The organism is Pseudomonas sp. LS2P72 (assembly GCF_054897865.1).
Window position 1 is genome coordinate 2,235,462 of sequence record NZ_CM142708.1, and the last position, 18,992, is coordinate 2,254,453.

Here is an 18,992-nt window from a genome sequence, read left to right on the forward strand (position 1 = left end):
CCCGGTAACGAAAGTTACCGGGCGTTTTTGCATTTTTCTGACGCCGATATTCTGGCTGTAAAGCCTTGAAAATAAAGGGCTGGCACCCTGCCACTAAAAATTTCAAAAAAACCCCTCAAGCAAAGCCTCTTCACGACGATAACTATTACGTAGGTTCTCTAGGCCACACCCGGCGGTTGCCAGGGCCGGAAGCCGCAGTATCCATCCAACGAGGATTTCGTCATGGCTTTAACCGTAAACACCAACATCGCATCGATCACTACTCAGGGCAACCTGAACAAAGCCGGCGGCGCCCTGGCCACTTCCATGCAGCGCCTGTCTTCCGGCCTGCGTATCAACAGCGCCAAAGACGACGCTGCCGGCCTGCAGATCGCTAACCGCCTGACCAGCCAAATCAACGGCCTGGGCCAAGCGGTCAAGAACGTGAACGACGGTATCTCCATCGCTCAAACCGCTGAAGGCGCGATGCAGGCTTCGACCGACATCCTGCAAAAAATGCGTACCCTGGCTCTGTCCTCGGCTACCGGCTCCCTGAGCGCTGATGACCGTAAGTCGAACAACGACGAATACCAGGCTCTGACTTCTGAATTGACCCGTATCTCGCAAACCACTACTTTCGGCGGCCAGAAGCTGCTGGACGGTTCGTTCGGTACCAAGGCTATTCAAGTTGGCGCCAACGCCAACGAAACCATCAACGTTAGCCTGGAAAACGTAGCGGCTAACCAGATTGGTTCGCAGCAAGTCAAAAGTTCCGCAATTGTACCGAGCGCCACAGGTTTGGCAGCAGGATCCATGACCGTCACCGGTAATGGCCAGACCGCGACTGTAGGCTATCTGGGCGGTGCTTCGGCAAAAGACATTGCCAGCAAACTGAACGGCTCCATCGGCGGTTTGACTGCCACCGCAAGCACTGAAGTCAAGCTGGGTGTTACCGGTGCTGGCCCGTCGAACTTCAAGCTGGCTGTTGGTTCCAGCGGTACTGTTGACTTTGTTGGTGTTACCGACCTCGCGAGCCTGGCTGATCAGCTGAAGTCCAACGCGGCCAAACTGGGTATCAGCGTTAACTACGACTCGGTTAACTCCAGCCTATCGGTTAAATCCGATACGGGTGAAAACCTGTCCTTCTCGGCTGCTGACGCTGCCGCTCAAGCTGCTATCACCGTTAGCGCCAAAAACGGTGCTGGTGCGTTCGCTGGTGCTACCGCCTTGGGTGCTGCTGCCATCGTAGTCAACGGCGCAGTTCAGCTGGATTCCGCCAAAGGCTACTCCCTGAGCGATGCTACTACTGGCGTATCCGCTGTGTTCGGTTCCGCTACCGTCTCTTCTGCAAAGAAGACTATCTCTCAGACTGACGTTACTAACATCGACAACGCACAAAACGCTTTGGCTGTAATCGACAAGGCTATCGGCACCATCGACGGCGTTCGTTCGGGCCTGGGTGCTACCCAAAACCGTCTGACCACCACTGCCGACAACCTGCAGAACATCCAGAAGAACTCCACCGCTGCTCGCAGCACCGTACAAGACGTGGACTTCGCTGCTGAAACTGCCGAGCTGACCAAGCAACAAACTCTGCAATCGGCTTCGACTGCGATCCTGTCGCAAGCGAACCAACTGCCATCCGCTGTACTGAAGCTGCTTCAGTAATAACGGCGCTTGGTCATTGACGGAAGGGCGCGTTTACGCGCCCTTTCGTTTTTTTCGTAATGAGGAGATTTGGACATGGACATGAGCGTCAAATTGAACCTGTCTTATCCGGCGGTTGCGCCCCAAAGCTCGCCTGCACCTGTCGACCCGGCCAGCAAATTGAAGGTCGAACCGATTGCGAAGGCTGCGACTGAACCCAAGCGTGACGAGTTGGAAAAAGCAGTAACCGATATTCGCGAGTTCGTTCAGGCAAGTCAGCGCAAGCTGGATTTTTCCATTGATGATTCAACCGGTCGGGTTGTGGTTAAAGTCATTGCCACCGATAGCGGTGATGTGATTCGCCAAATTCCGTCTGAAACTGCTTTAAAACTGGCGCAGAGCCTGAGCCAAGCCAGCAGCTTGTTGTTTGACGACAAAGCCTGATCTGGCATGAATTTTGTTGCTGTCGGCGCTTGAGGCGCACTTCGTCAAGAAAGCGGCAGCCACTGGAAAAGGAGAAAGATGATGGCGGGTTCAACGGTTAGCGGTATTGGTTCGAATATTGATACCCAGGCGATTGTGAAGTCCTTGGTTGACGCAGAAAAAGCGCCCAAGCAAGCACAGATCAACACCCAGACGCTCAGAGCAACCACCTCGCTGTCGTCGATCGGGAAAATTCAAGCGGCGCTGGCTGCCTTTCGCGGTGCGCTGACTTCCATGGGTACAGACAGCAGCTTCAGTGGTTTGGCCAGTTCATCCTCGGATGAAAAAGTTGCCACCATCACGACGGGTAGTGGGGCTTCCAATGGCACCTATTCATTGCTGGTCACCCAGTTGGCAACCGCATCAAAACTGTCCACGAGGACTTTTGCCGGGGGGGCTTCGTCGGTAGTCAATAGCGGTTCGACACCCACTACATTAACGATTTCACAGTCGGGCAAAAAATACGATCTCAGCGTGCCGCCCGGCGCGACGCTGCAGGAAGTGCGTGACTCGATCAACTTGCAATTTTCCACGTCCGGGCTGAGTGCTAACATCCTAACCGACGCCACTGGGTCGCGATTGGTGTTGACCTCTACCACGATGGGTGTGGGGTCGGACCTGACCATGTCGGGAAACTCGGGTATCAATACCGGTTCAACGGTCGTCAATGTGCCAAAGAACGCCAAGTACACCATCGACGGCAGTATTGAGATGGAGTCCAAGAGCAACTCCATTACTGACGCGATCAGCGGTGTGAATATCAAGTTGTTATCGGTCTCACCAACGGCGGCTAACGCTACCCAACCAACACCGACCACCATCGCTGTGAGTACTAGCGCGCCAGCCCTGAAGTCTGGGGTAAAAGGCTTTGTCGACACCTATAATGCTCTGGTGCGCGCGATCAGTGCGGAAACCAAAGTCACGATAGGGGCAGATGGAACGCCGACTGCGGGCGCCCTGACAGGCGATTCGTCGATGCGCACGCTGATGACCTCGATTCGTAATGAATTGAATGCGTTGTCCGGTACGGGCACCTTGAAGTCATTGGCGCAGTTCGGTATCAGCACTGCTTCGGACACTGGCCTGCTGAGCATCGACGACAAGAAGTGGGACAAGGCGGTGGCCACCAATGCGGCGGACATCAGCAGTATGTTCAACGGTAAAACCGGTATTCTGGCGCGCATGACAACTGCCACGGACAGTTACGCCACAGCGAAAACGGGGACATTGGCGGAGCGTTCCAAGACGTTAACCGATAGCCTGACAGACTTGAAAAAGCAGCAGGACACTCTGGATGAGCGCATGACGCTCCTACAAACCAGTCTGTCCAACAAGTACAACGCCATGGACTCCCTGGTAGCCAAGCTGCGGGCGCAGAGCAGCAGCATCATGACCACGCTCAACGCACTGAACAATCCGAAGTCCGACTGATCCGGATCAGGCATAAAAAACCCAGTCCTGCGGTCATCACAGCGCCTGGGTTTTTTCTTTGGTGACGGGGTCGGGTTAAAGTTTTGAGTCGACCAGTCGACACAATGGTCAGAGCAACCCCATTTTCAGTTGTTGTTTGTCACGAGGTAGAAACATGAACCCCATGAGAGCCCTTCGCCAATATCAGAAGGTCAATTCCCACGCTCAGATCTCTGAAGCCAATCCTCATCGTCTGGTGCAGATGCTGATGGAAGGCGGGCTTGACCGTATGTCTCAGGCCAAAGGGGCGCTGGAGCGTGGGGATATCGCTCTCAAGGGATTGATGCTGGGCAAGGCGGTGGACATCGTCATCGGGCTGCGCGACGGGCTTAACCCGGAGAAGACCGAAGACCCGGCGTCGGTGCAGCAACTCGACAGTTTGTATGCCTACATGGCGAACCGCCTGATGGAAGCCAATCGCGATAACGACACGGCAATCATCGATGAAGTTTCCGGCTTGCTCGAAACCCTGAAGAGCGGGTGGGATGCAATCGCCAATCACCAGGCCTGACGGCCGAGGATGACGTCATGAGTCATGCACTGCACCGCATTGAAGAAACCCGTGAAGCCTTGGTCGACGCTTTGGCTGCGCGCAATTGGGACGCGATTGGCGAGCTGGACGCGACCTGTCGTGAATGCGTTGACGACGCTCTCAGCGAGGCGCCGATCGACGAAGAAGCGCTCCGAACCAATCTGGAAGGGCTGTTGGAGGTGTACAAGGAATTATTGACGGCGACCATGGGCGAGCGTCAGGCGATAGTCGAAGAAATGTCGCAAGTCACCCAAGCGCAGCGTGCGGCAAAGGTTTACCATCTGTTTGGTTGACTAAACGTCAGTTAATCGAAATTTAAGTGCGCCATAAATTTGACTGTGCATCTATTTTTGACTTAACTAGTGGCTGTTTCCGTATTCTAGGCGTCTACAGGCATAAGGTGTCTGCGAGCGTCCAGCTTGCCCCTCTTTGGGCATCCGAGTTTGACTAGGGAAGTTGCTATTGCATGTGGCGTGAAACCAAAATTCTGCTGATTGATGACGATAGCGTCCGCCGCCGCGACCTGGCGGTGATTTTAAATTTTCTTGGCGAAGAAAATTTACCCTGCGGTAGCCATGACTGGCAGCAGGCTGTCGGCTCATTGTCATCAAGTCGTGAAGTAATCTGCGTCCTCATCGGGACGGTCAATGCTCCTGGCGCACTCGTGGGCTTGTTAAAGACACTCTCAACCTGGGATGAGTTCCTTCCGGTTTTGTTAATGGGCGATAATTCTTCCGTTGACTTGCCAGAAGACCAGCGTCGCCGAGTGCTTTCGACCCTCGAAATGCCGCCCAGCTACAGCAAATTGCTCGACTCCCTGCACCGTGCCCAGGTCTATCGCGAGATGTACGACCAGGCCCGCGAGCGCGGTCGTCACCGTGAACCCAATCTTTTCCGCAGTCTTGTCGGCACTAGCCGGGCGATTCAACACGTCCGTCAGATGATGCAGCAAGTCGCCGACACCGATGCCAGTGTGCTGATTCTCGGTGAGTCCGGGACCGGCAAGGAAGTGGTCGCGCGCAACCTGCACTATCACTCCAAGCGTCGTGACGCGCCGTTCGTACCGGTCAACTGCGGGGCGATCCCGGCCGAGTTGCTGGAAAGCGAACTGTTTGGCCACGAGAAGGGCGCCTTCACCGGGGCAATCACCAGCCGCGCCGGGCGTTTCGAACTGGCCAATGGCGGCACGCTGTTCCTCGATGAAATCGGTGACATGCCGTTGCCGATGCAGGTCAAGTTGCTGCGCGTATTGCAGGAACGCACCTTCGAGCGCGTGGGCAGCAACAAGACCCAAAGCGTCGATGTGCGGATTATTGCGGCGACCCACAAGAATCTCGAAAGCATGATCGAGGTCGGCACTTTCCGCGAAGACTTGTACTACCGCCTGAACGTGTTCCCGATCGAAATGGCGCCACTGCGCGAGCGTGTCGAAGATATTCCACTGCTGATGAACGAGTTGATCTCGCGCATGGAGCACGAGAAGCGCGGCTCGATTCGTTTCAATTCCGCGGCGATCATGTCGCTGTGCCGCCACGGCTGGCCGGGCAACGTCCGCGAACTCGCCAACCTGGTGGAGCGCATGGCGATCATGCACCCGTACGGGGTGATCGGCGTGGTCGAGTTGCCGAAGAAATTCCGCTATGTCGATGACGAAGACGAGCAACTGGTCGACAGCTTTCGCAGCGATCTTGAAGAGCGCGTAGCCATCAACGGTCATACCCCGGATTTCTCGGCCGGTGCCATGCTGCCGCCGGAAGGCCTGGACCTGAAGGACTACCTCGGTGGTCTGGAACAAGGGCTGATTCAGCAGGCGCTGGATGATGCCAATGGCATCGTTGCGCGCGCCGCCGAACGCCTGCGCATTCGTCGCACCACACTGGTGGAAAAGATGCGCAAGTACGGTATGAGTCGTCGTGACGGTGATGAACAGGCAGATGATTGACGCCTGTTTTTCAAGTCCTTCATTTGTAGGCGGTTTTTTTTAGGCACGGGTATTGCTACATCCCTCGCAACGTTCCGTTTAACTGACGGTCAGCCAAGCGAGAGAGCACGATGCCCCAAGCCGCCCAGATGTCTCCTGTCCCTGACGCTTCGGGACAACCGTCGTCCGTAGAGCAGGCGAGCCGGCTTGGTCTTGAGCAGGCGTTTGCACTGTTCAACCAGATGTCGAGCCAATTGACCGATTCCTACAGCATGCTCGAAGCCCGGGTCACCGAGCTCAAGGGTGAGCTGGCGGTGGTCAGTGCTCAGCGCATGCAGGAGCTGGCGGAAAAAGAACGCCTGGCCAACCGGCTGCAAAACCTCCTCGATCTGTTGCCCGGCGGCGTTATCGTCATCGACGCCCAAGGCATCGTGCGCGAAGCCAACCCCGCAGCCTGCGAACTGCTCGGTCTGCCCCTCGAAGGCGAGCTGTGGCGTCATGTCATTGCACGCTGCTTTGCGCCCCGTGAAGACGACGGTCACGAAATCTCGCTCAAGGACGGTCGGCGTTTATCGATCTCCACTCGCTCGCTGGATGCCGAGCCTGGTCAGTTGGTGTTACTCAATGACCTGACCGAAACCCGTCATCTGCAAGATCAGTTGGCTCGCCACGAACGACTCTCCTCCCTCGGCCGAATGGTCGCTTCGCTGGCTCATCAGATTCGTACCCCTTTGTCTGCCGCCTTGCTCTACGCCAGTCATTTGACTGAGCAAGCGTTGCCGGTCGAGACCCAGCAACGTTTTGCCGGACGCCTGAAAGAGCGTCTGCATGAGTTGGAGCATCAGGTTCGCGACATGCTGGTGTTTGCGCGCGGCGAGCTGCCGCTGACTGATCGCGTCACGCCCAAAGTGCTGATGCAGTCGCTGCAGGCGGCAGCACTGACCCATGTGCAGGACCTGCCGATTCGCTGGCAGTGCGACAGTCACGCAGGTGAATTGCTGTGCAATCGCGACACCCTGGTTGGGGCGATCCTTAACCTGATCGAGAACGCCATCCAGGCCAGTGCCGGTGACGTTCGCTTGAAGGTCCACCTATATACCCGTGACAACAACCTGCGTGTAGCGGTCAGCGACAGCGGTAGCGGCATCGATACGAAAGTGCTGGCACGACTCGGCGAGCCGTTTTTTACCACTAAAACCACCGGGACCGGCCTTGGCCTGACCGTGGTCAAGGCAGTGGCGCGTGCCCATCAGGGAGAATTGCAGCTGCGCTCGCGGCTGGGTCGCGGCACTTGCGCGCAGGTCATCCTGCCGCTTTTTTCCGGTGAAAAGCCCCACGCTCAGGGAGCGGAGTGAAGGACATGGCAATCAAGGTTTTACTGGTCGAGGATGACCGCGCGCTACGCGAAGCACTGGCGGATACGCTGCTGCTCGCGGGGCATGACTACACGGCGGTAGGCTCGGCAGAAGAAGCGCTGGCGGCGGTCGGTAATGAGGCGTTCAACCTGGTGCTGAGTGACGTCAACATGCCGGGCATGGACGGTCATCAGCTGCTGGGATTACTGCGCACTCGTCAGCCGCAGTTGCCGGTGTTGCTGATGACCGCTCACGGCGCCGTGGAGCGGGCAGTCGATGCGATGCGCCAAGGCGCGGCGGATTACCTGGTCAAACCGTTCGAGCCCAAGGCATTGCTCGATCTGGTGGCGCGTCATGCGCTGGGCAATCTCGGTGCGACCGAGGGCGAGGGGCCTGTAGCGTTTGAGCCGGCCAGTGCGCAATTGCTGGAGCTGGCCGCACGGGTTGCGCGCAGTGACTCCACGGTGTTGATCTCCGGCGAGTCCGGGACCGGCAAAGAAGTGCTGGCGCGGTACATCCATCAGCACTCCCATCGTGCCAGTCAGCCATTCATTGCGATCAACTGCGCAGCCATCCCCGACAACATGCTCGAAGCCACGTTGTTCGGTCACGAAAAGGGTTCGTTCACCGGCGCCATCGCGGCGCAGGCCGGCAAGTTCGAGCAAGCTGATGGCGGCACGATCCTGCTCGATGAAATCTCCGAAATGCCCCTCGGGCTCCAGGCCAAGTTGCTGCGAGTTTTGCAGGAGCGCGAAGTTGAGCGAGTCGGCGCACGCAAGCCGATCACGCTGGATATTCGAGTCGTGGCAACCACCAACCGTGACCTGGCGGGTGAGGTGGCAGCGGGACGTTTTCGTGAAGACCTTTACTATCGCCTGTCGGTGTTTCCGCTGGCCTGGCGTCCGTTGCGCGAACGTACCGCCGACATCCTGCCATTGGCCGAGCGTCTTCTGGCCAAGTACGTCAATAAAATGAAGCATGCCGCGGCAAGACTGTCGCCCGAGGCTCAGGCGTGCCTGATCGGTTATCCGTGGCCGGGTAATGTGCGTGAGCTGGATAACGCGATTCAGCGGGCGCTGATCCTGCAGCAGGGCGGTTTGATACAACCTGAGGATTTCTGTCTGGCCGGGCCGGTCGCCTGTGCGCCGTTGCCAGCCTTGGCGCCAACGTCCGTGCGAACCGTGGAGGTCGAATCCGAGTCGGCCGGGGCGCTGGGTGATGACCTGCGTCGCCGTGAATTCCAGATGATCATCGACACCTTGCGCTCCGAGCGCGGCCGTCGCAAAGAGGCCGCCGAGCGTTTGGGCATCAGTCCGCGCACCCTGCGTTACAAACTGGCGCAGATGCGAGACGCCGGAATGGACGTGGAAGCTTATTTGTTCGCCACCTGAAAGTTGACGGAAGTAACGCCGATCTAAAGGTGGGAGCGAGCCTGCTCGCGATGAGGGTGTGTCAGTCGACATTTATGTACCTGATACGCCGCCTTCGCGAGCAGGCTCGCTCCCACCATGGTTTTGTGGTGAATCATGGATCGATGGGCTTTTGTTTGGAGCGACCACGGAGCTGGCACCCTTGTTGCTAACACCTCACTACCCGCCGAGTGAGTGTCAAAAAAATCGCGGGTCGCCAAAGACGTAGCTCGTCAAAGAGAGAAACCATGAGCCAAGGTATTGAATTCAATCGATTGATGTTGGACATGCGCTCCATGCAAATGGATGCCATGTCTGCGTCGAAATCGACTGCCGCTGTTCCTGAAATGGGTGGCAGCAGCTTTTCCGACATGCTCGGTCAGGCCGTCAATAAAGTGAACGACACCCAACAGGCGTCCAGTCAGTTGGCCAGTGCGTTCGAGATCGGCAAGAGCGGCGTCGACCTGACGGACGTGATGATTTCCTCGCAGAAGGCCAGCGTGTCTTTTCAAGCGTTGACCCAAGTACGCAACAAGCTGGTTCAGGCATATCAAGACATCATGCAGATGCCGGTTTAAGGACGAATTGAGTCATGGCAGAAGCAGTCGCCGATAATGTTCCGGCCAAGGCCACTCCAATAGACGGCAAGCCGCCGCTGTTCGGGTTGTCCTTCCTGGAAAACCTCTCCGAGATGACCATGTTGCGTCAGGTAGGCCTGTTGGTCGGCCTGGCTGCGAGCGTGGCGATTGGCTTTGCCGTGGTGTTGTGGTCCCAGCAGCCGGACTACCGGCCTCTGTACGGCAGTCTTGCCGGTATGGATGCCAAACAGGTCATGGATACCCTGGCCGCAGCCGACATTCCCTATACCGTTGAACCGAACTCCGGTGCCTTGCTGGTCAAGGCCGATGACCTGTCCCGTGCGCGAATCAAACTCGCGGGCGCTGGTGTCACTCCCAGCGACGGCAACATTGGTTTCGAGATCCTCGACAAGGAGCAGGGGCTGGGTACCAGCCAGTTCATGGAAGCGACCCGTTATCGTCGCGGCCTCGAAGGCGAACTGGCCCGGACCATCTCGAGCCTGAATAACGTCAAGGGTGCCCGTGTGCACCTGGCGATTCCGAAAAGCTCGGTGTTCGTGCGTGACGAACGCAAGCCTAGCGCTTCTGTTCTGGTTGAACTCTATTCCGGTCGCTCGCTGGAGCCAGGCCAAGTCGTCGCCATCATCAATCTGGTGGCGACCAGCGTCCCCGAACTGAGCAAGTCGCAGATCACCGTGGTCGACCAGAAGGGCAACCTGCTGTCGGATCAGGCGGAAAACTCCGAACTGACCATGGCCGGCAAGCAATTCGATTACAGCCGTCGCATGGAAAGCATGCTGACCCAGCGTGTGCACAACATTCTGCAACCGGTGCTGGGCAATGATCGCTATAAAGCCGAAGTCTCGGCCGATGTGGATTTCAGTGCCGTCGAGTCGACCTCCGAGCAGTTCAACCCGGACCAACCGGCGTTGCGCAGCGAACAGTCGGTCAACGAACAACGTACCGCCAGCAATGGCCCGCAAGGTGTGCCGGGTGCCCTGAGCAACCAGCCACCCGCGCCGGCTTCCGCGCCGCAAACCACCGGTGGCGCCACCGCGTCGGCCGGCATGGTGCAGCCAGGCCAGCCACTGCTGGATGCCAACGGTCAGCAAATCATGGACCCGGCCACTGGCCAGCCTATGCTTGCACCGTACCCGGCGGACAAGCGTCAACAATCCACCAAGAACTTCGAACTCGACCGTTCCATCAGCCACACCAAACAACAGCAGGGCCGTTTGAATCGGCTCTCGGTGTCGGTGGTGGTGGATGACCAGGTCAAGATCAATGCGGCCAACGGTGAAACCACTCGTGCGCCGTGGACCGCCGATGAATTGGCGCGCTTCACTCGCCTGGTACAGGATGCCGTCGGTTTCGACGCCAGCCGTGGCGACAGCGTCAGCGTGATCAACATGCCGTTCTCCGCCGAGCGCGGTGAAGTGATTGCCGAAATTCCGTTCTACTCCCAGCCGTGGTTCTGGGACATCGTCAAGCAAGTGCTGGGTGTGTTGTTCATCCTGGTGCTGGTATTCGGTGTGCTGCGTCCGGTGCTCAACAACATCACCGGTGGCGGCAAAGACAAGCAGTTTGCAGGCTTGGGCAGTGACGTCGAGTTGGGTGGCATGGGTGGCCTGGACGGCGAACTGGCCAACGACCGTGTCAGTCTCGGTGGCCCGACCAGCATTCTGCTGCCGAGCCCGAGTGAAGGCTATGACGCACAGTTGAACGCAATCAAGAGTCTGGTGGCAGAAGATCCGGGTCGCGTGGCCCAGGTCGTGAAAGAGTGGATTAACGCAGATGAGTGATAACCGAGCCGTTGCCGCCAAACTGTCCAAGGTCGACAAAGCCGCGATTCTGCTGCTGTCCCTGGGTTCGACCGACGCCGCCCAGGTGCTGCGCCACATGGGGCCCAAAGAGGTCCAGCGTGTGGGTGTAGCCATGGCCCAGATGGGTAACGTGCACCGCGAGCAGGTCGAGCAAGTGATGAGCGAGTTCGTCGACATCGTCGGCGACCAGACCAGCCTGGGTGTCGGCTCCGATGACTACGTGCGCAAAATGCTCACGCAGGCCCTGGGCGAAGACAAGGCCAACGGCCTGATCGACCGGATCCTGCTGGGCGGCAACACCAGTGGCCTCGACAGCCTGAAGTGGATGGAACCGCGCGCCGTCGCCGACGTGATCCGTTACGAGCACCCGCAGATCCAGGCGATTGTGGTGGCGTATCTCGATCCGGACCAGGCGGGCGAAGTGCTGGGTAACTTCGACCACAAGGTGCGTCTGGACATTATTCTGCGGGTTTCCTCGCTGAACACTGTGCAGCCGGCGGCCCTGAAAGAACTCAACCAGATTCTCGAGAAGCAGTTCTCCGGCAACTCGAATGCCTCGCGCACCACCCTGGGTGGCATCAAGCGCGCGGCGGATATCATGAACTTCCTCGACAGCTCGATCGAAGGTCAGCTGATGGACTCGATTCGCGAAGTCGACGAAGACCTGTCCGGTCAGATCGAAGACCTCATGTTCGTGTTCAACAACCTGTCCGATGTCGACGATCGCGGCATTCAGGCGCTGCTGCGCGAAGTGTCTTCCGACGTGCTGGTGCTGGCCCTCAAGGGTTCGGACGAAGGCGTCAAAGAGAAGATCTTCAAGAACATGTCCAAACGGGCGGCCGAACTGTTGCGCGACGACCTCGAAGCCAAAGGCCCGGTGCGCGTCAGCGACGTGGAAACCGCGCAGAAAGAAATCCTCACCATTGCCCGCCGTATGGCCGAAGCCGGAGAAATCGTTCTCGGCGGGAAGGGCGGCGAAGAGATGATCTAAGGTCACTATGTCGTCCAAACATGATGAGTCCAACACAGACCTGATCCGTGGCAAGGACGTCGGTGGTTTCGACGTCTGGTCGCTGCCCAGTTTCGATCCGTTCGTGCCGGAACCCGAGCCGGAACCTGAGCCCGAGCCGCCGGAAATGGAAGAAGTGCCACTGGATGAAGTCCAGCCACTGACCCTCGAAGAACTCGAAAGCATTCGCCAGGAGGCCTACAACGAAGGCTTCGCTACGGGCGAAAAAGAAGGTTTCCACAGCACCACGCTCAAGGTCCGTCAGGAAGCCGAGGTGGCCCTCGCCGCCAAGATTTCCGCTCTGGAGCAACTGATGGGCCATCTGTTCGAGCCTATCGCCGAGCAGGACACCTTGATCGAAAAGTCCTTGGTCGACCTGGTGCAGCACATCACCAAACAGGTGATTCAGCGCGAACTGGCCATCGACTCGACGCAGATCGAACACGTCATGCGCGAGGCCCTCAAGCTCTTGCCGCTGGGCGTGGTCAATGTGCGCCTGTACATCAATCCGCAAGATTTCGAACAGGTCAAAGCCCTGCGCGAGCGCCATGAAGAAACCTGGCGCATCGTCGAGGACGAGGCATTGTTGCCCGGCGGTTGCCGGGTCGAGACTGAACACAGCCGTATCGACGCCACGGTCGAAACCCGCGTTGCGCGGGTCATGGACAAGCTGTTCGATCAGTTGCACGAACAGGTCTTGCACCCGGCCGAACCGGATCTGAGCCTGGAACTGCCGATCAGCGACAAGCCAGCGGTCGCGGCGGTCGAACCCGAACCGGACGTTCCCGATGCGCCTTGATCGCACCAGCTTCGCCAAGCGCCTCGGCAGCTACGCCGAGGCCACGGAGCTGGAAGGCGCGCCGATCCTTGAAGGCCGCTTGCTGCGCATGGTCGGCCTGACCCTCGAAGCCGAGGGCTTGCGCGCCGCCATGGGCAGCCGCTGCATGGTCATCAATGACGACAGTTATCACCCGGTGCAGGTCGAAGCCGAAGTCATGGGCTTCTCCGGCAGCAAAGTGTTTCTGATGCCGGTCGGCAGCGTTGCCGGCATCGCTCCCGGTGCCCGTGTGGTTCCTCTGGCTGATACCGGCCGTCTGCCGATGGGCATGAGCATGCTCGGACGGGTGCTCGATGGCGCCGGTCGCGCGCTGGACGGCAAGGGCGGGATGAAGGCCGAAGATTGGGTGCCGATGGATGGCCCGACCATCAACCCGCTCAAACGTGAACCGATCAGCGAGCCGCTGGACGTGGGCATTCGCAGCATCAACGGTTTGTTGACGGTCGGTCGCGGTCAGCGTTTAGGCCTGTTCGCCGGTACGGGCGTGGGCAAGAGTGTGCTGCTGGGCATGATGACCCGATTCACCGAGGCCGACATCATCGTCGTCGGGCTGATCGGTGAACGGGGTCGTGAAGTTAAAGAATTCATCGAGCACATCCTCGGCGAAGAAGGCCTCAAGCGTTCGGTCGTGGTGGCGTCCCCGGCGGACGATGCACCGCTGATGCGTCTGCGGGCTGCGATGTACTGCACGCGAATCGCCGAGTATTTCCGCGACAAGGGCAAGAACGTCCTGTTGCTCATGGACTCGCTGACCCGTTTCGCCCAGGCCCAGCGGGAAATCGCCCTGGCCATCGGCGAGCCGCCAGCGACCAAGGGTTACCCGCCATCGGTGTTCGCCAAACTGCCGAAACTGGTGGAGCGGGCCGGTAATGCCGAGAAGGGCGGTGGTTCGATCACCGCGTTCTACACCGTTTTGTCCGAAGGCGATGACCAGCAGGACCCGATTGCCGACGCCGCGCGAGGCGTGCTCGACGGGCACATCGTGCTGTCCCGGCGCCTGGCCGAGGAAGGTCATTACCCGGCCATCGATATCGAAGCGTCCATCAGCCGGGTCATGCCGTCGGTGGTTACGCCGGAACACATGATGCGCGCGCAGTATTTCAAGCAACTGTGGTCGCGTTATCAGCAGAGTCGTGACTTGATCAGCGTAGGCGCCTATGTGGCCGGTGGTGATCGGGAAACCGACCTGGCGATCTCCCTGCAACCGCAGTTGGTGAAATACCTGCGCCAGGGCTTGAACGACAGCATCAGCCTGGGCGAAAGCGAAGCCTATCTCGGCACGATTTTCGCTCCCGCGGCCGGCGGCTAACCGGCCATGGCCCAGAGCCGAGCCTCGCGCCTGGCCCCCGTGGTCGAAATGGCCGAAAAGGCCGAGAAAACCGCGGTCCTGCGTCTCGGGCACTTCCAAGGTCAAGTCCGTCTGGCCGAAAGCAAACTCGCCGACCTCGAAGCCTTTCGTCTCGACTATCAAGAGCAGTGGATCGTGCGCGGCAGCAGTGGCGTTTCTGGCCAATGGCTGCTGGGTTATCAAGGCTTCCTCGCGCAACTGGGTACCGCCATCGACCAGCAGCGACAAAGCCTGGTATGGCATCAAAACAACCTGAACAAGGCGCGGGAATCCTGGCAGCAGGCGTTTGCCCGGGTCGAAGGCTTGCGCAAATTGGTGTTGCGCTACATGGATGAGGCGCGGCGGCTGGAAGACCGGCGTGAGCAGAAGCTGCTGGATGAGTTGTCCCAGCGGTTGCCGCGTCAGGATCCGTATTGAATCAGGTAGACCGCGTTATCGTTCTTCGCGGGCAAGCCATGCTCCTACAGGTTCAGTGGTGTTCACGGAACGGGTGAACGACACAAAACCTGTAGGAGCATGGCTTGCCCGCGAAGGCGATTTCCCTCACGGCACAACTTTTCCAGCCTTGCTCCTGTCCTCGCCAAGTGCTAAACCTTGTACACGTACGTTCACCAATGACAAGGAAGCCGTTCAATGTCAGTTGTTACAGAAGTATCTCAGGATGGGAAAAAGCTGACGATTTCGATCGAAGGGCGATTCGATTTCGGTCGGCATCAGGAGTTTCGCGAGTCTTACGAGCGACTCAGCAATAAACCCGAGTCCATTGTGGTGGACCTGAAGAAAGCCACTTATCTCGATAGTTCGGCACTGGGCATGTTGCTCTTGCTGCGTGATCACGCTGGTGGTGACGAATCCGATGTTCGCGTCGTTAACAGCAGTTCAGACGTGAAAAAGATCCTCGCCATCTCCAATTTCGACAAACTGTTCGACATCAGTTGAACGGCATGCAGTCGCCGTTCGAACCGCTGACGATCCTGATTGCCGAAGACAGCGCGGCCGATCGCATGCTGCTGTCGACCATCGTCCGTCGCCAGGGGCATGAGGTGCTGACGGCCGCCAACGGTGCCGAAGCCGTTGAAGCGTTTCGTCAGCAGCGACCGCAACTGGTGCTCATGGACGCGATGATGCCCGTGATGGACGGTTTCGAGGCTGCGCGGCAGATCAAGGTATTGGCCGGGGAAACCCTGGTGCCGATCATCTTCCTCACCTCGCTGACCGAAAGCGAAGCGCTGGCCCGCTGTCTGGAGGCCGGGGGCGACGACTTTCTGGCAAAACCCTACAACCAGGTGATCCTCGCCGCCAAGATCAAGGCGATGGACCGCTTGCGACGGTTGCAGGCCACGGTGTTGCAACAGCGCGACCAGATCGCCAGGCACCACGAGTACCTGCTCAACGAGCAGCGCGTGGCCAAGGCCGTGTTCGACAAGGTGGCCCACTCCGGCTGCCTGAATGCACCCAATATCCGCTATCTGCAATCGCCTTATGCGTTGTTCAACGGCGATCTGCTGCTGGCCGCGTTCACCCCGGCCGGCGACATGCATGTGCTGCTCGGCGATTTTACCGGTCACGGTTTGCCGGCCGCGGTCGGTGCCATGCCCTTGGCCGAAGTTTTCTATGGCATGACTGCCAAGGGTTACGGGCTGTCCGAAACCCTGCGCGAGATGAACGCCAAGCTCAAGCGCATCCTGCCGGTGGACATGTTCTGTTGTGCAACGCTGCTGTGCCTGAGTTTTCAGCGACGTTCGGTGGAGGTCTGGAACGGCGGGATGCCGGACGGTTATCTGCACAGCATCGCCAGTGGTGAGCGAACGCCGCTGGCGGCTCGGCATTTACCGCTCGGCGTGCTGAGCCCGCAATCCTTTGATGACCGCACCGAGGTGTTTCCGATGGCGGTCGGGGATAGGGTCTTCCTGTTGTCCGACGGGGTGATCGATACCTGCGATGCCAACGAACAGTTGTTTGGTGTGGAGCGATTGGAACAGGTGTTTGCGGCCAATCGTCAGCCTGATGAGCTGTTCGAAGAGATCGAGCAGGCGTTGCGGGACTTTCGCGGCGAGGCCCGTGATGACGTGAGCATGGTCGAGGTCAGTCTGCTGGAGGCCGCACAACTGAACCCGCCAGCGCTGGTGTATTCCGACAGTGGTCAGTCCTGCCCGCTGGATTGGTCAGTGAGTTTCGAATTTCGCGCCGCCACGCTCAAACGCTTCAATCCGCTGCCGTATCTTCTGCAGTTGCTGCTTGAGGTCCACGGTCTGCGGGCTCAGAGCGGGGCGCTCTACAGTGTTTTGGCCGAACTGTATTCCAATGCCCTGGAGCATGGAGTGCTGGGGCTCGATTCGGCGCTCAAGCGCGATGCCTCGGGGTTTACCCGCTATTATCAACAACGCAATACACGCCTGGACGCGTTGCAGGACGGCTTCGTACGGGTGCATTTGCAGGTGATCCCCAAGGGCGAGGGCGGGTGCCTGACTGTTCGGGTTGAAGACAGTGGCAAAGGTTTCGATGTCGCGCAGGTGATGGAGCGGCCCGTCGATGGCGTCCGTCTGTCGGGGCGTGGCGTCAGTCTGATCCGTCAACTGGGCCACAATGCGAGTTGGTCCGACGATGGTCGAAGTGCCCGCGTGGAGTTTTTCTGGGAGGCTCTGGCATAATCCACGCATTCTTGATCAAGGAGTGAGCAAGTGGCTGACACACACCTGGACCGCGACGTGCTCAACGCGTTGCAAGAGGTCATGGAGGATGAGTATCCGACGTTGCTGGATACCTTTCTCGCCGATTCCGAAGAGCGTTTGCGCGTCTTGCGAAACGCTGAAGATGCCGCGCAACTCATGAATGCTGCCCATAGCTTCAAGGGCAGCAGCAGCAACATGGGCGCCGTTCGCCTGGCTGAGTTGTGCCATGAGCTGGAGCAACGCGCCAAGCAGAAAAGCCTCGCTGGCATTGAAAAACTGGTGGGCGAAATTGATGACGAATTTGCGTTTGTCCGGCCGCTCTATGAGGCCGAGCGTTAGCGTTCTCTCTCTGCCAATGAGACCGTTCGACGCTTTTAGCGCCTGTCACTCAAACCTGGCGCGACCTTTGCAATAATCTCCGTCAACTGTACCTACGATCCCAGTGCAGCGGAGACCGTCCATGCCCGTTACCCCCAATATGCTTCTTCAGGCCGCCGCGCAGGCCAAGACTCAAACCGCTTCCGCCAATACACCGGCGCTGGCCGCTGAGCCTGGGGAAAAGGCATCCAGCTTCTCTCAGGTCTACGCCAATCAAGCCCGGAACAAACCGGCTGCGGTGGGTGATGGATCGGCCAAGCCGATACGCGATAAAGCGTCGGACAGCCCCGATAAAAAGGACGTCAGCAACGACAAATCTGCCGCCCCGGAACCGGCGGTTGCCGATAGCGGCAAATCCTTGCCCGCCGATAAACCGGCGCAGAGTGACGACAAGGCCGCCAGTGATGACGGGGCGGAGGCTGCGCAGACGCCGGTTGCCGATGCCGCGCCCGTTGACCCGACGCTGGATCCTGCGTTGATGCAGGCAGTACAGCCTGCGGTGCCAGCGCCGGTACCGGCAGCTCCGCCCGTTGTAGTCACCCCACAACTGCAGGTCGAGGTGGCTGTGACGGCGGCAACGACGCCGGTCGTTGCAAACACTGGCGCCGATTTCGATCCCGAAGCCGATCCTCTCGATGCACTGCCCGCCGTGCGTATGGCGATGGAGCAGGGCGGCCATATTTCGGCTGCGAGTCAGGCCCAACCCAAAGCGCCACCGACCTCGGTCCAGGTCCAGGCCGATGGCGAGTCAACTTCAGCGCAGACCTTCGCCGCCGGCATGGCGAGCATGCTCGATGTGCAAGCCGACAAGGACAGCACCGGCCAGGGCGGCGACAAGGCCTTCGGTGGCCTTATCGATGACGGTCTCAAGGACCTGAAGTCCGCGAGCAGCGATACCCGGGTCGACGATTTCGCCAACCGTCTGGCGGCACTGACCCAGGCGGCCACGCCGAAAACCGCCAACGCATTGCCGGTGAATCAACCGATCGCCATGCATCAGAGCGGCTGGACCGAAGAAGTCGTGAACCGGGTCATGTACCTGTCCAGTGCCAATCTCAAGGCCGCCGACATCCAATTGCAACCGGCTGAATTGGGGCGCTTGGACATTCGGGTGAACATGGTTCCGGATCAGCAGACCCAAGTGACGTTCATGAGCGCTCATCCAAGCGTTCGCGAAGCGCTTGACGGGCAGATGCATCGCCTGCGTGACATGTTTGCGCAGCAGGGCATGGGTCAGGTCGATGTCAATGTGTCCGACCAGTCACGTGGCTGGCAAGGTCAGGGTCAGGAACAGTCTCAACAAGGTCAAGGCCAGGGCGGACGCACTAACGCCAGCGGTGGTCGCCTCGATTCGATGGACGAAGAGCTTGCGCCAACAGCTGCCGAAGTAGCGGCCAGCACCACCAGCGTCATTGGCTCCAGCGCCGTCGACTACTACGCCTGATCAAATCAGGTATTAAACCCTGTGGGAGCGAGCCTGCTCGCGATGAGGCCTGAACAGTCAATATCTTCATTGACTGTTCAATCGCTATCGCGAGCAGGCTCGCTCC

Annotated in this window: 18 protein-coding genes; all 18 read left to right on the forward strand. The window is 58.9% G+C overall.

Annotated features, from left to right (window positions below):
• Positions 1 to 222 precede the first annotated feature (222 nt).
• The 18 genes from ACYZUA_RS10340 (at position 223) to ACYZUA_RS10425 (ending at position 18,886) form a co-directional block, all read left to right on the forward strand.
• Entirely contained in the window at positions 223 to 1,647 is a 1,425-nt protein-coding gene (locus tag ACYZUA_RS10340) for a flagellin N-terminal helical domain-containing protein (RefSeq protein ID WP_461963013.1), read from the forward strand.
• Positions 1,648 to 1,722: 75 nt separating this feature from the next.
• On the forward strand, positions 1,723 to 2,070 hold the full coding sequence (locus ACYZUA_RS10345; protein WP_461963014.1) for a flagellar protein FlaG: 348 nt from the start codon (positions 1,723 to 1,725) through the stop codon (positions 2,068 to 2,070).
• Positions 2,071 to 2,151: 81 nt separating this feature from the next.
• A complete protein-coding gene (gene fliD, locus ACYZUA_RS10350) occupies positions 2,152 to 3,540 on the forward strand; it encodes a flagellar filament capping protein FliD (protein WP_461963016.1) in 1,389 nt (462 codons plus the stop codon).
• A 154-nt stretch (positions 3,541 to 3,694) separates the two neighbouring features.
• Complete coding sequence (gene fliS, locus ACYZUA_RS10355) at positions 3,695 to 4,090, forward strand: flagellar export chaperone FliS (RefSeq protein WP_461963017.1); 396 nt, start codon at positions 3,695 to 3,697, stop codon at positions 4,088 to 4,090.
• A gap of 17 nt (positions 4,091 to 4,107) precedes the next feature.
• Complete coding sequence (gene fliT / locus ACYZUA_RS10360; RefSeq protein WP_461963018.1) at positions 4,108 to 4,404, forward strand: flagellar protein FliT; 297 nt, start codon at positions 4,108 to 4,110, stop codon at positions 4,402 to 4,404.
• A gap of 173 nt (positions 4,405 to 4,577) precedes the next feature.
• The gene (locus tag ACYZUA_RS10365) at positions 4,578 to 6,053 is read left to right on the forward strand and encodes a sigma-54 dependent transcriptional regulator (RefSeq protein ID WP_076030164.1); all 1,476 of its coding nucleotides are present in this window, start codon (positions 4,578 to 4,580) and stop codon (positions 6,051 to 6,053) included.
• A gap of 110 nt (positions 6,054 to 6,163) precedes the next feature.
• A complete protein-coding gene (locus ACYZUA_RS10370) occupies positions 6,164 to 7,387 on the forward strand; it encodes a sensor histidine kinase (RefSeq protein WP_461963020.1) in 1,224 nt (407 codons plus the stop codon).
• A 5-nt stretch (positions 7,388 to 7,392) separates the two neighbouring features.
• The gene (gene fleR / locus ACYZUA_RS10375; protein ID WP_461963021.1) at positions 7,393 to 8,778 is read left to right on the forward strand and encodes a sigma-54-dependent response regulator transcription factor FleR; all 1,386 of its coding nucleotides are present in this window, start codon (positions 7,393 to 7,395) and stop codon (positions 8,776 to 8,778) included.
• A 266-nt stretch (positions 8,779 to 9,044) separates the two neighbouring features.
• On the forward strand, positions 9,045 to 9,374 hold the full coding sequence (gene fliE / locus ACYZUA_RS10380) for a flagellar hook-basal body complex protein FliE (RefSeq protein ID WP_008151056.1): 330 nt from the start codon (positions 9,045 to 9,047) through the stop codon (positions 9,372 to 9,374).
• A gap of 14 nt (positions 9,375 to 9,388) precedes the next feature.
• Positions 9,389 to 11,176: a flagellar basal-body MS-ring/collar protein FliF gene (fliF, locus tag ACYZUA_RS10385; RefSeq protein ID WP_461963022.1), complete on the forward strand. Its 1,788-nt coding sequence runs from the start codon at positions 9,389 to 9,391 to the stop codon at positions 11,174 to 11,176.
• Positions 11,169 to 12,188 carry a flagellar motor switch protein FliG gene (gene fliG, locus ACYZUA_RS10390; protein WP_007948903.1) on the forward strand — a complete coding sequence of 340 codons (1,020 nt, stop codon included), beginning with the start codon at positions 11,169 to 11,171 and terminating at the stop codon, positions 12,186 to 12,188. The genes fliF and fliG overlap by 8 nt, the downstream gene beginning before the upstream one ends.
• Positions 12,189 to 12,195: 7 nt before the next feature.
• Complete coding sequence (gene fliH / locus ACYZUA_RS10395; protein ID WP_461963023.1) at positions 12,196 to 13,005, forward strand: flagellar assembly protein FliH; 810 nt, start codon at positions 12,196 to 12,198, stop codon at positions 13,003 to 13,005.
• Positions 12,995 to 14,353: a flagellar protein export ATPase FliI gene (gene fliI, locus ACYZUA_RS10400; protein ID WP_046046383.1), complete on the forward strand. Its 1,359-nt coding sequence runs from the start codon at positions 12,995 to 12,997 to the stop codon at positions 14,351 to 14,353. The genes fliH and fliI overlap by 11 nt, the downstream gene beginning before the upstream one ends.
• A gap of 6 nt (positions 14,354 to 14,359) precedes the next feature.
• Positions 14,360 to 14,809, forward strand: a complete 450-nt coding sequence (fliJ, locus tag ACYZUA_RS10405) for a flagellar export protein FliJ (RefSeq protein WP_033055981.1) — start codon at positions 14,360 to 14,362, stop codon at positions 14,807 to 14,809.
• A gap of 216 nt (positions 14,810 to 15,025) precedes the next feature.
• Complete coding sequence (locus ACYZUA_RS10410; protein WP_461963024.1) at positions 15,026 to 15,331, forward strand: STAS domain-containing protein; 306 nt, start codon at positions 15,026 to 15,028, stop codon at positions 15,329 to 15,331.
• A gap of 5 nt (positions 15,332 to 15,336) precedes the next feature.
• A complete protein-coding gene (locus tag ACYZUA_RS10415) occupies positions 15,337 to 17,043 on the forward strand; it encodes an ATP-binding SpoIIE family protein phosphatase (protein WP_461963025.1) in 1,707 nt (568 codons plus the stop codon).
• 30 nt (positions 17,044 to 17,073) lie between these two features.
• Complete coding sequence (locus tag ACYZUA_RS10420) at positions 17,074 to 17,403, forward strand: Hpt domain-containing protein (protein ID WP_461963026.1); 330 nt, start codon at positions 17,074 to 17,076, stop codon at positions 17,401 to 17,403.
• 121 nt (positions 17,404 to 17,524) lie between these two features.
• Complete coding sequence (locus ACYZUA_RS10425; protein WP_461963028.1) at positions 17,525 to 18,886, forward strand: flagellar hook-length control protein FliK; 1,362 nt, start codon at positions 17,525 to 17,527, stop codon at positions 18,884 to 18,886.
• The last annotated feature ends 106 nt before the right edge of the window (positions 18,887 to 18,992 follow it).

What these genes read in the sequence shown, in the direction of transcription:
- ACYZUA_RS10340 (WP_461963013.1), top strand. Translation starts at nt 223, where the DNA reads ATGGCTTTAACCGTAAACACCAACATCGCATCGATCACTACTCAGGGC.
- ACYZUA_RS10345 (WP_461963014.1), top strand. Translation starts at nt 1,723, where the DNA reads ATGGACATGAGCGTCAAATTGAACCTGTCTTATCCGGCGGTTGCGCCC.
- fliD (WP_461963016.1), top strand. Translation starts at nt 2,152, where the DNA reads ATGGCGGGTTCAACGGTTAGCGGTATTGGTTCGAATATTGATACCCAG.
- fliS (WP_461963017.1), top strand. Translation starts at nt 3,695, where the DNA reads ATGAACCCCATGAGAGCCCTTCGCCAATATCAGAAGGTCAATTCCCAC.
- fliT (WP_461963018.1), top strand. Translation starts at nt 4,108, where the DNA reads ATGAGTCATGCACTGCACCGCATTGAAGAAACCCGTGAAGCCTTGGTC.
- ACYZUA_RS10365 (WP_076030164.1), top strand. Translation starts at nt 4,578, where the DNA reads ATGTGGCGTGAAACCAAAATTCTGCTGATTGATGACGATAGCGTCCGC.
- ACYZUA_RS10370 (WP_461963020.1), top strand. Translation starts at nt 6,164, where the DNA reads ATGCCCCAAGCCGCCCAGATGTCTCCTGTCCCTGACGCTTCGGGACAA.
- fleR (WP_461963021.1), top strand. Translation starts at nt 7,393, where the DNA reads ATGGCAATCAAGGTTTTACTGGTCGAGGATGACCGCGCGCTACGCGAA.
- fliE (WP_008151056.1), top strand. Translation starts at nt 9,045, where the DNA reads ATGAGCCAAGGTATTGAATTCAATCGATTGATGTTGGACATGCGCTCC.
- fliF (WP_461963022.1), top strand. Translation starts at nt 9,389, where the DNA reads ATGGCAGAAGCAGTCGCCGATAATGTTCCGGCCAAGGCCACTCCAATA.
- fliG (WP_007948903.1), top strand. Translation starts at nt 11,169, where the DNA reads ATGAGTGATAACCGAGCCGTTGCCGCCAAACTGTCCAAGGTCGACAAA.
- fliH (WP_461963023.1), top strand. Translation starts at nt 12,196, where the DNA reads ATGTCGTCCAAACATGATGAGTCCAACACAGACCTGATCCGTGGCAAG.
- fliI (WP_046046383.1), top strand. Translation starts at nt 12,995, where the DNA reads ATGCGCCTTGATCGCACCAGCTTCGCCAAGCGCCTCGGCAGCTACGCC.
- fliJ (WP_033055981.1), top strand. Translation starts at nt 14,360, where the DNA reads ATGGCCCAGAGCCGAGCCTCGCGCCTGGCCCCCGTGGTCGAAATGGCC.
- ACYZUA_RS10410 (WP_461963024.1), top strand. Translation starts at nt 15,026, where the DNA reads ATGTCAGTTGTTACAGAAGTATCTCAGGATGGGAAAAAGCTGACGATT.
- ACYZUA_RS10415 (WP_461963025.1), top strand. Translation starts at nt 15,337, where the DNA reads ATGCAGTCGCCGTTCGAACCGCTGACGATCCTGATTGCCGAAGACAGC.
- ACYZUA_RS10425 (WP_461963028.1), top strand. Translation starts at nt 17,525, where the DNA reads ATGCCCGTTACCCCCAATATGCTTCTTCAGGCCGCCGCGCAGGCCAAG.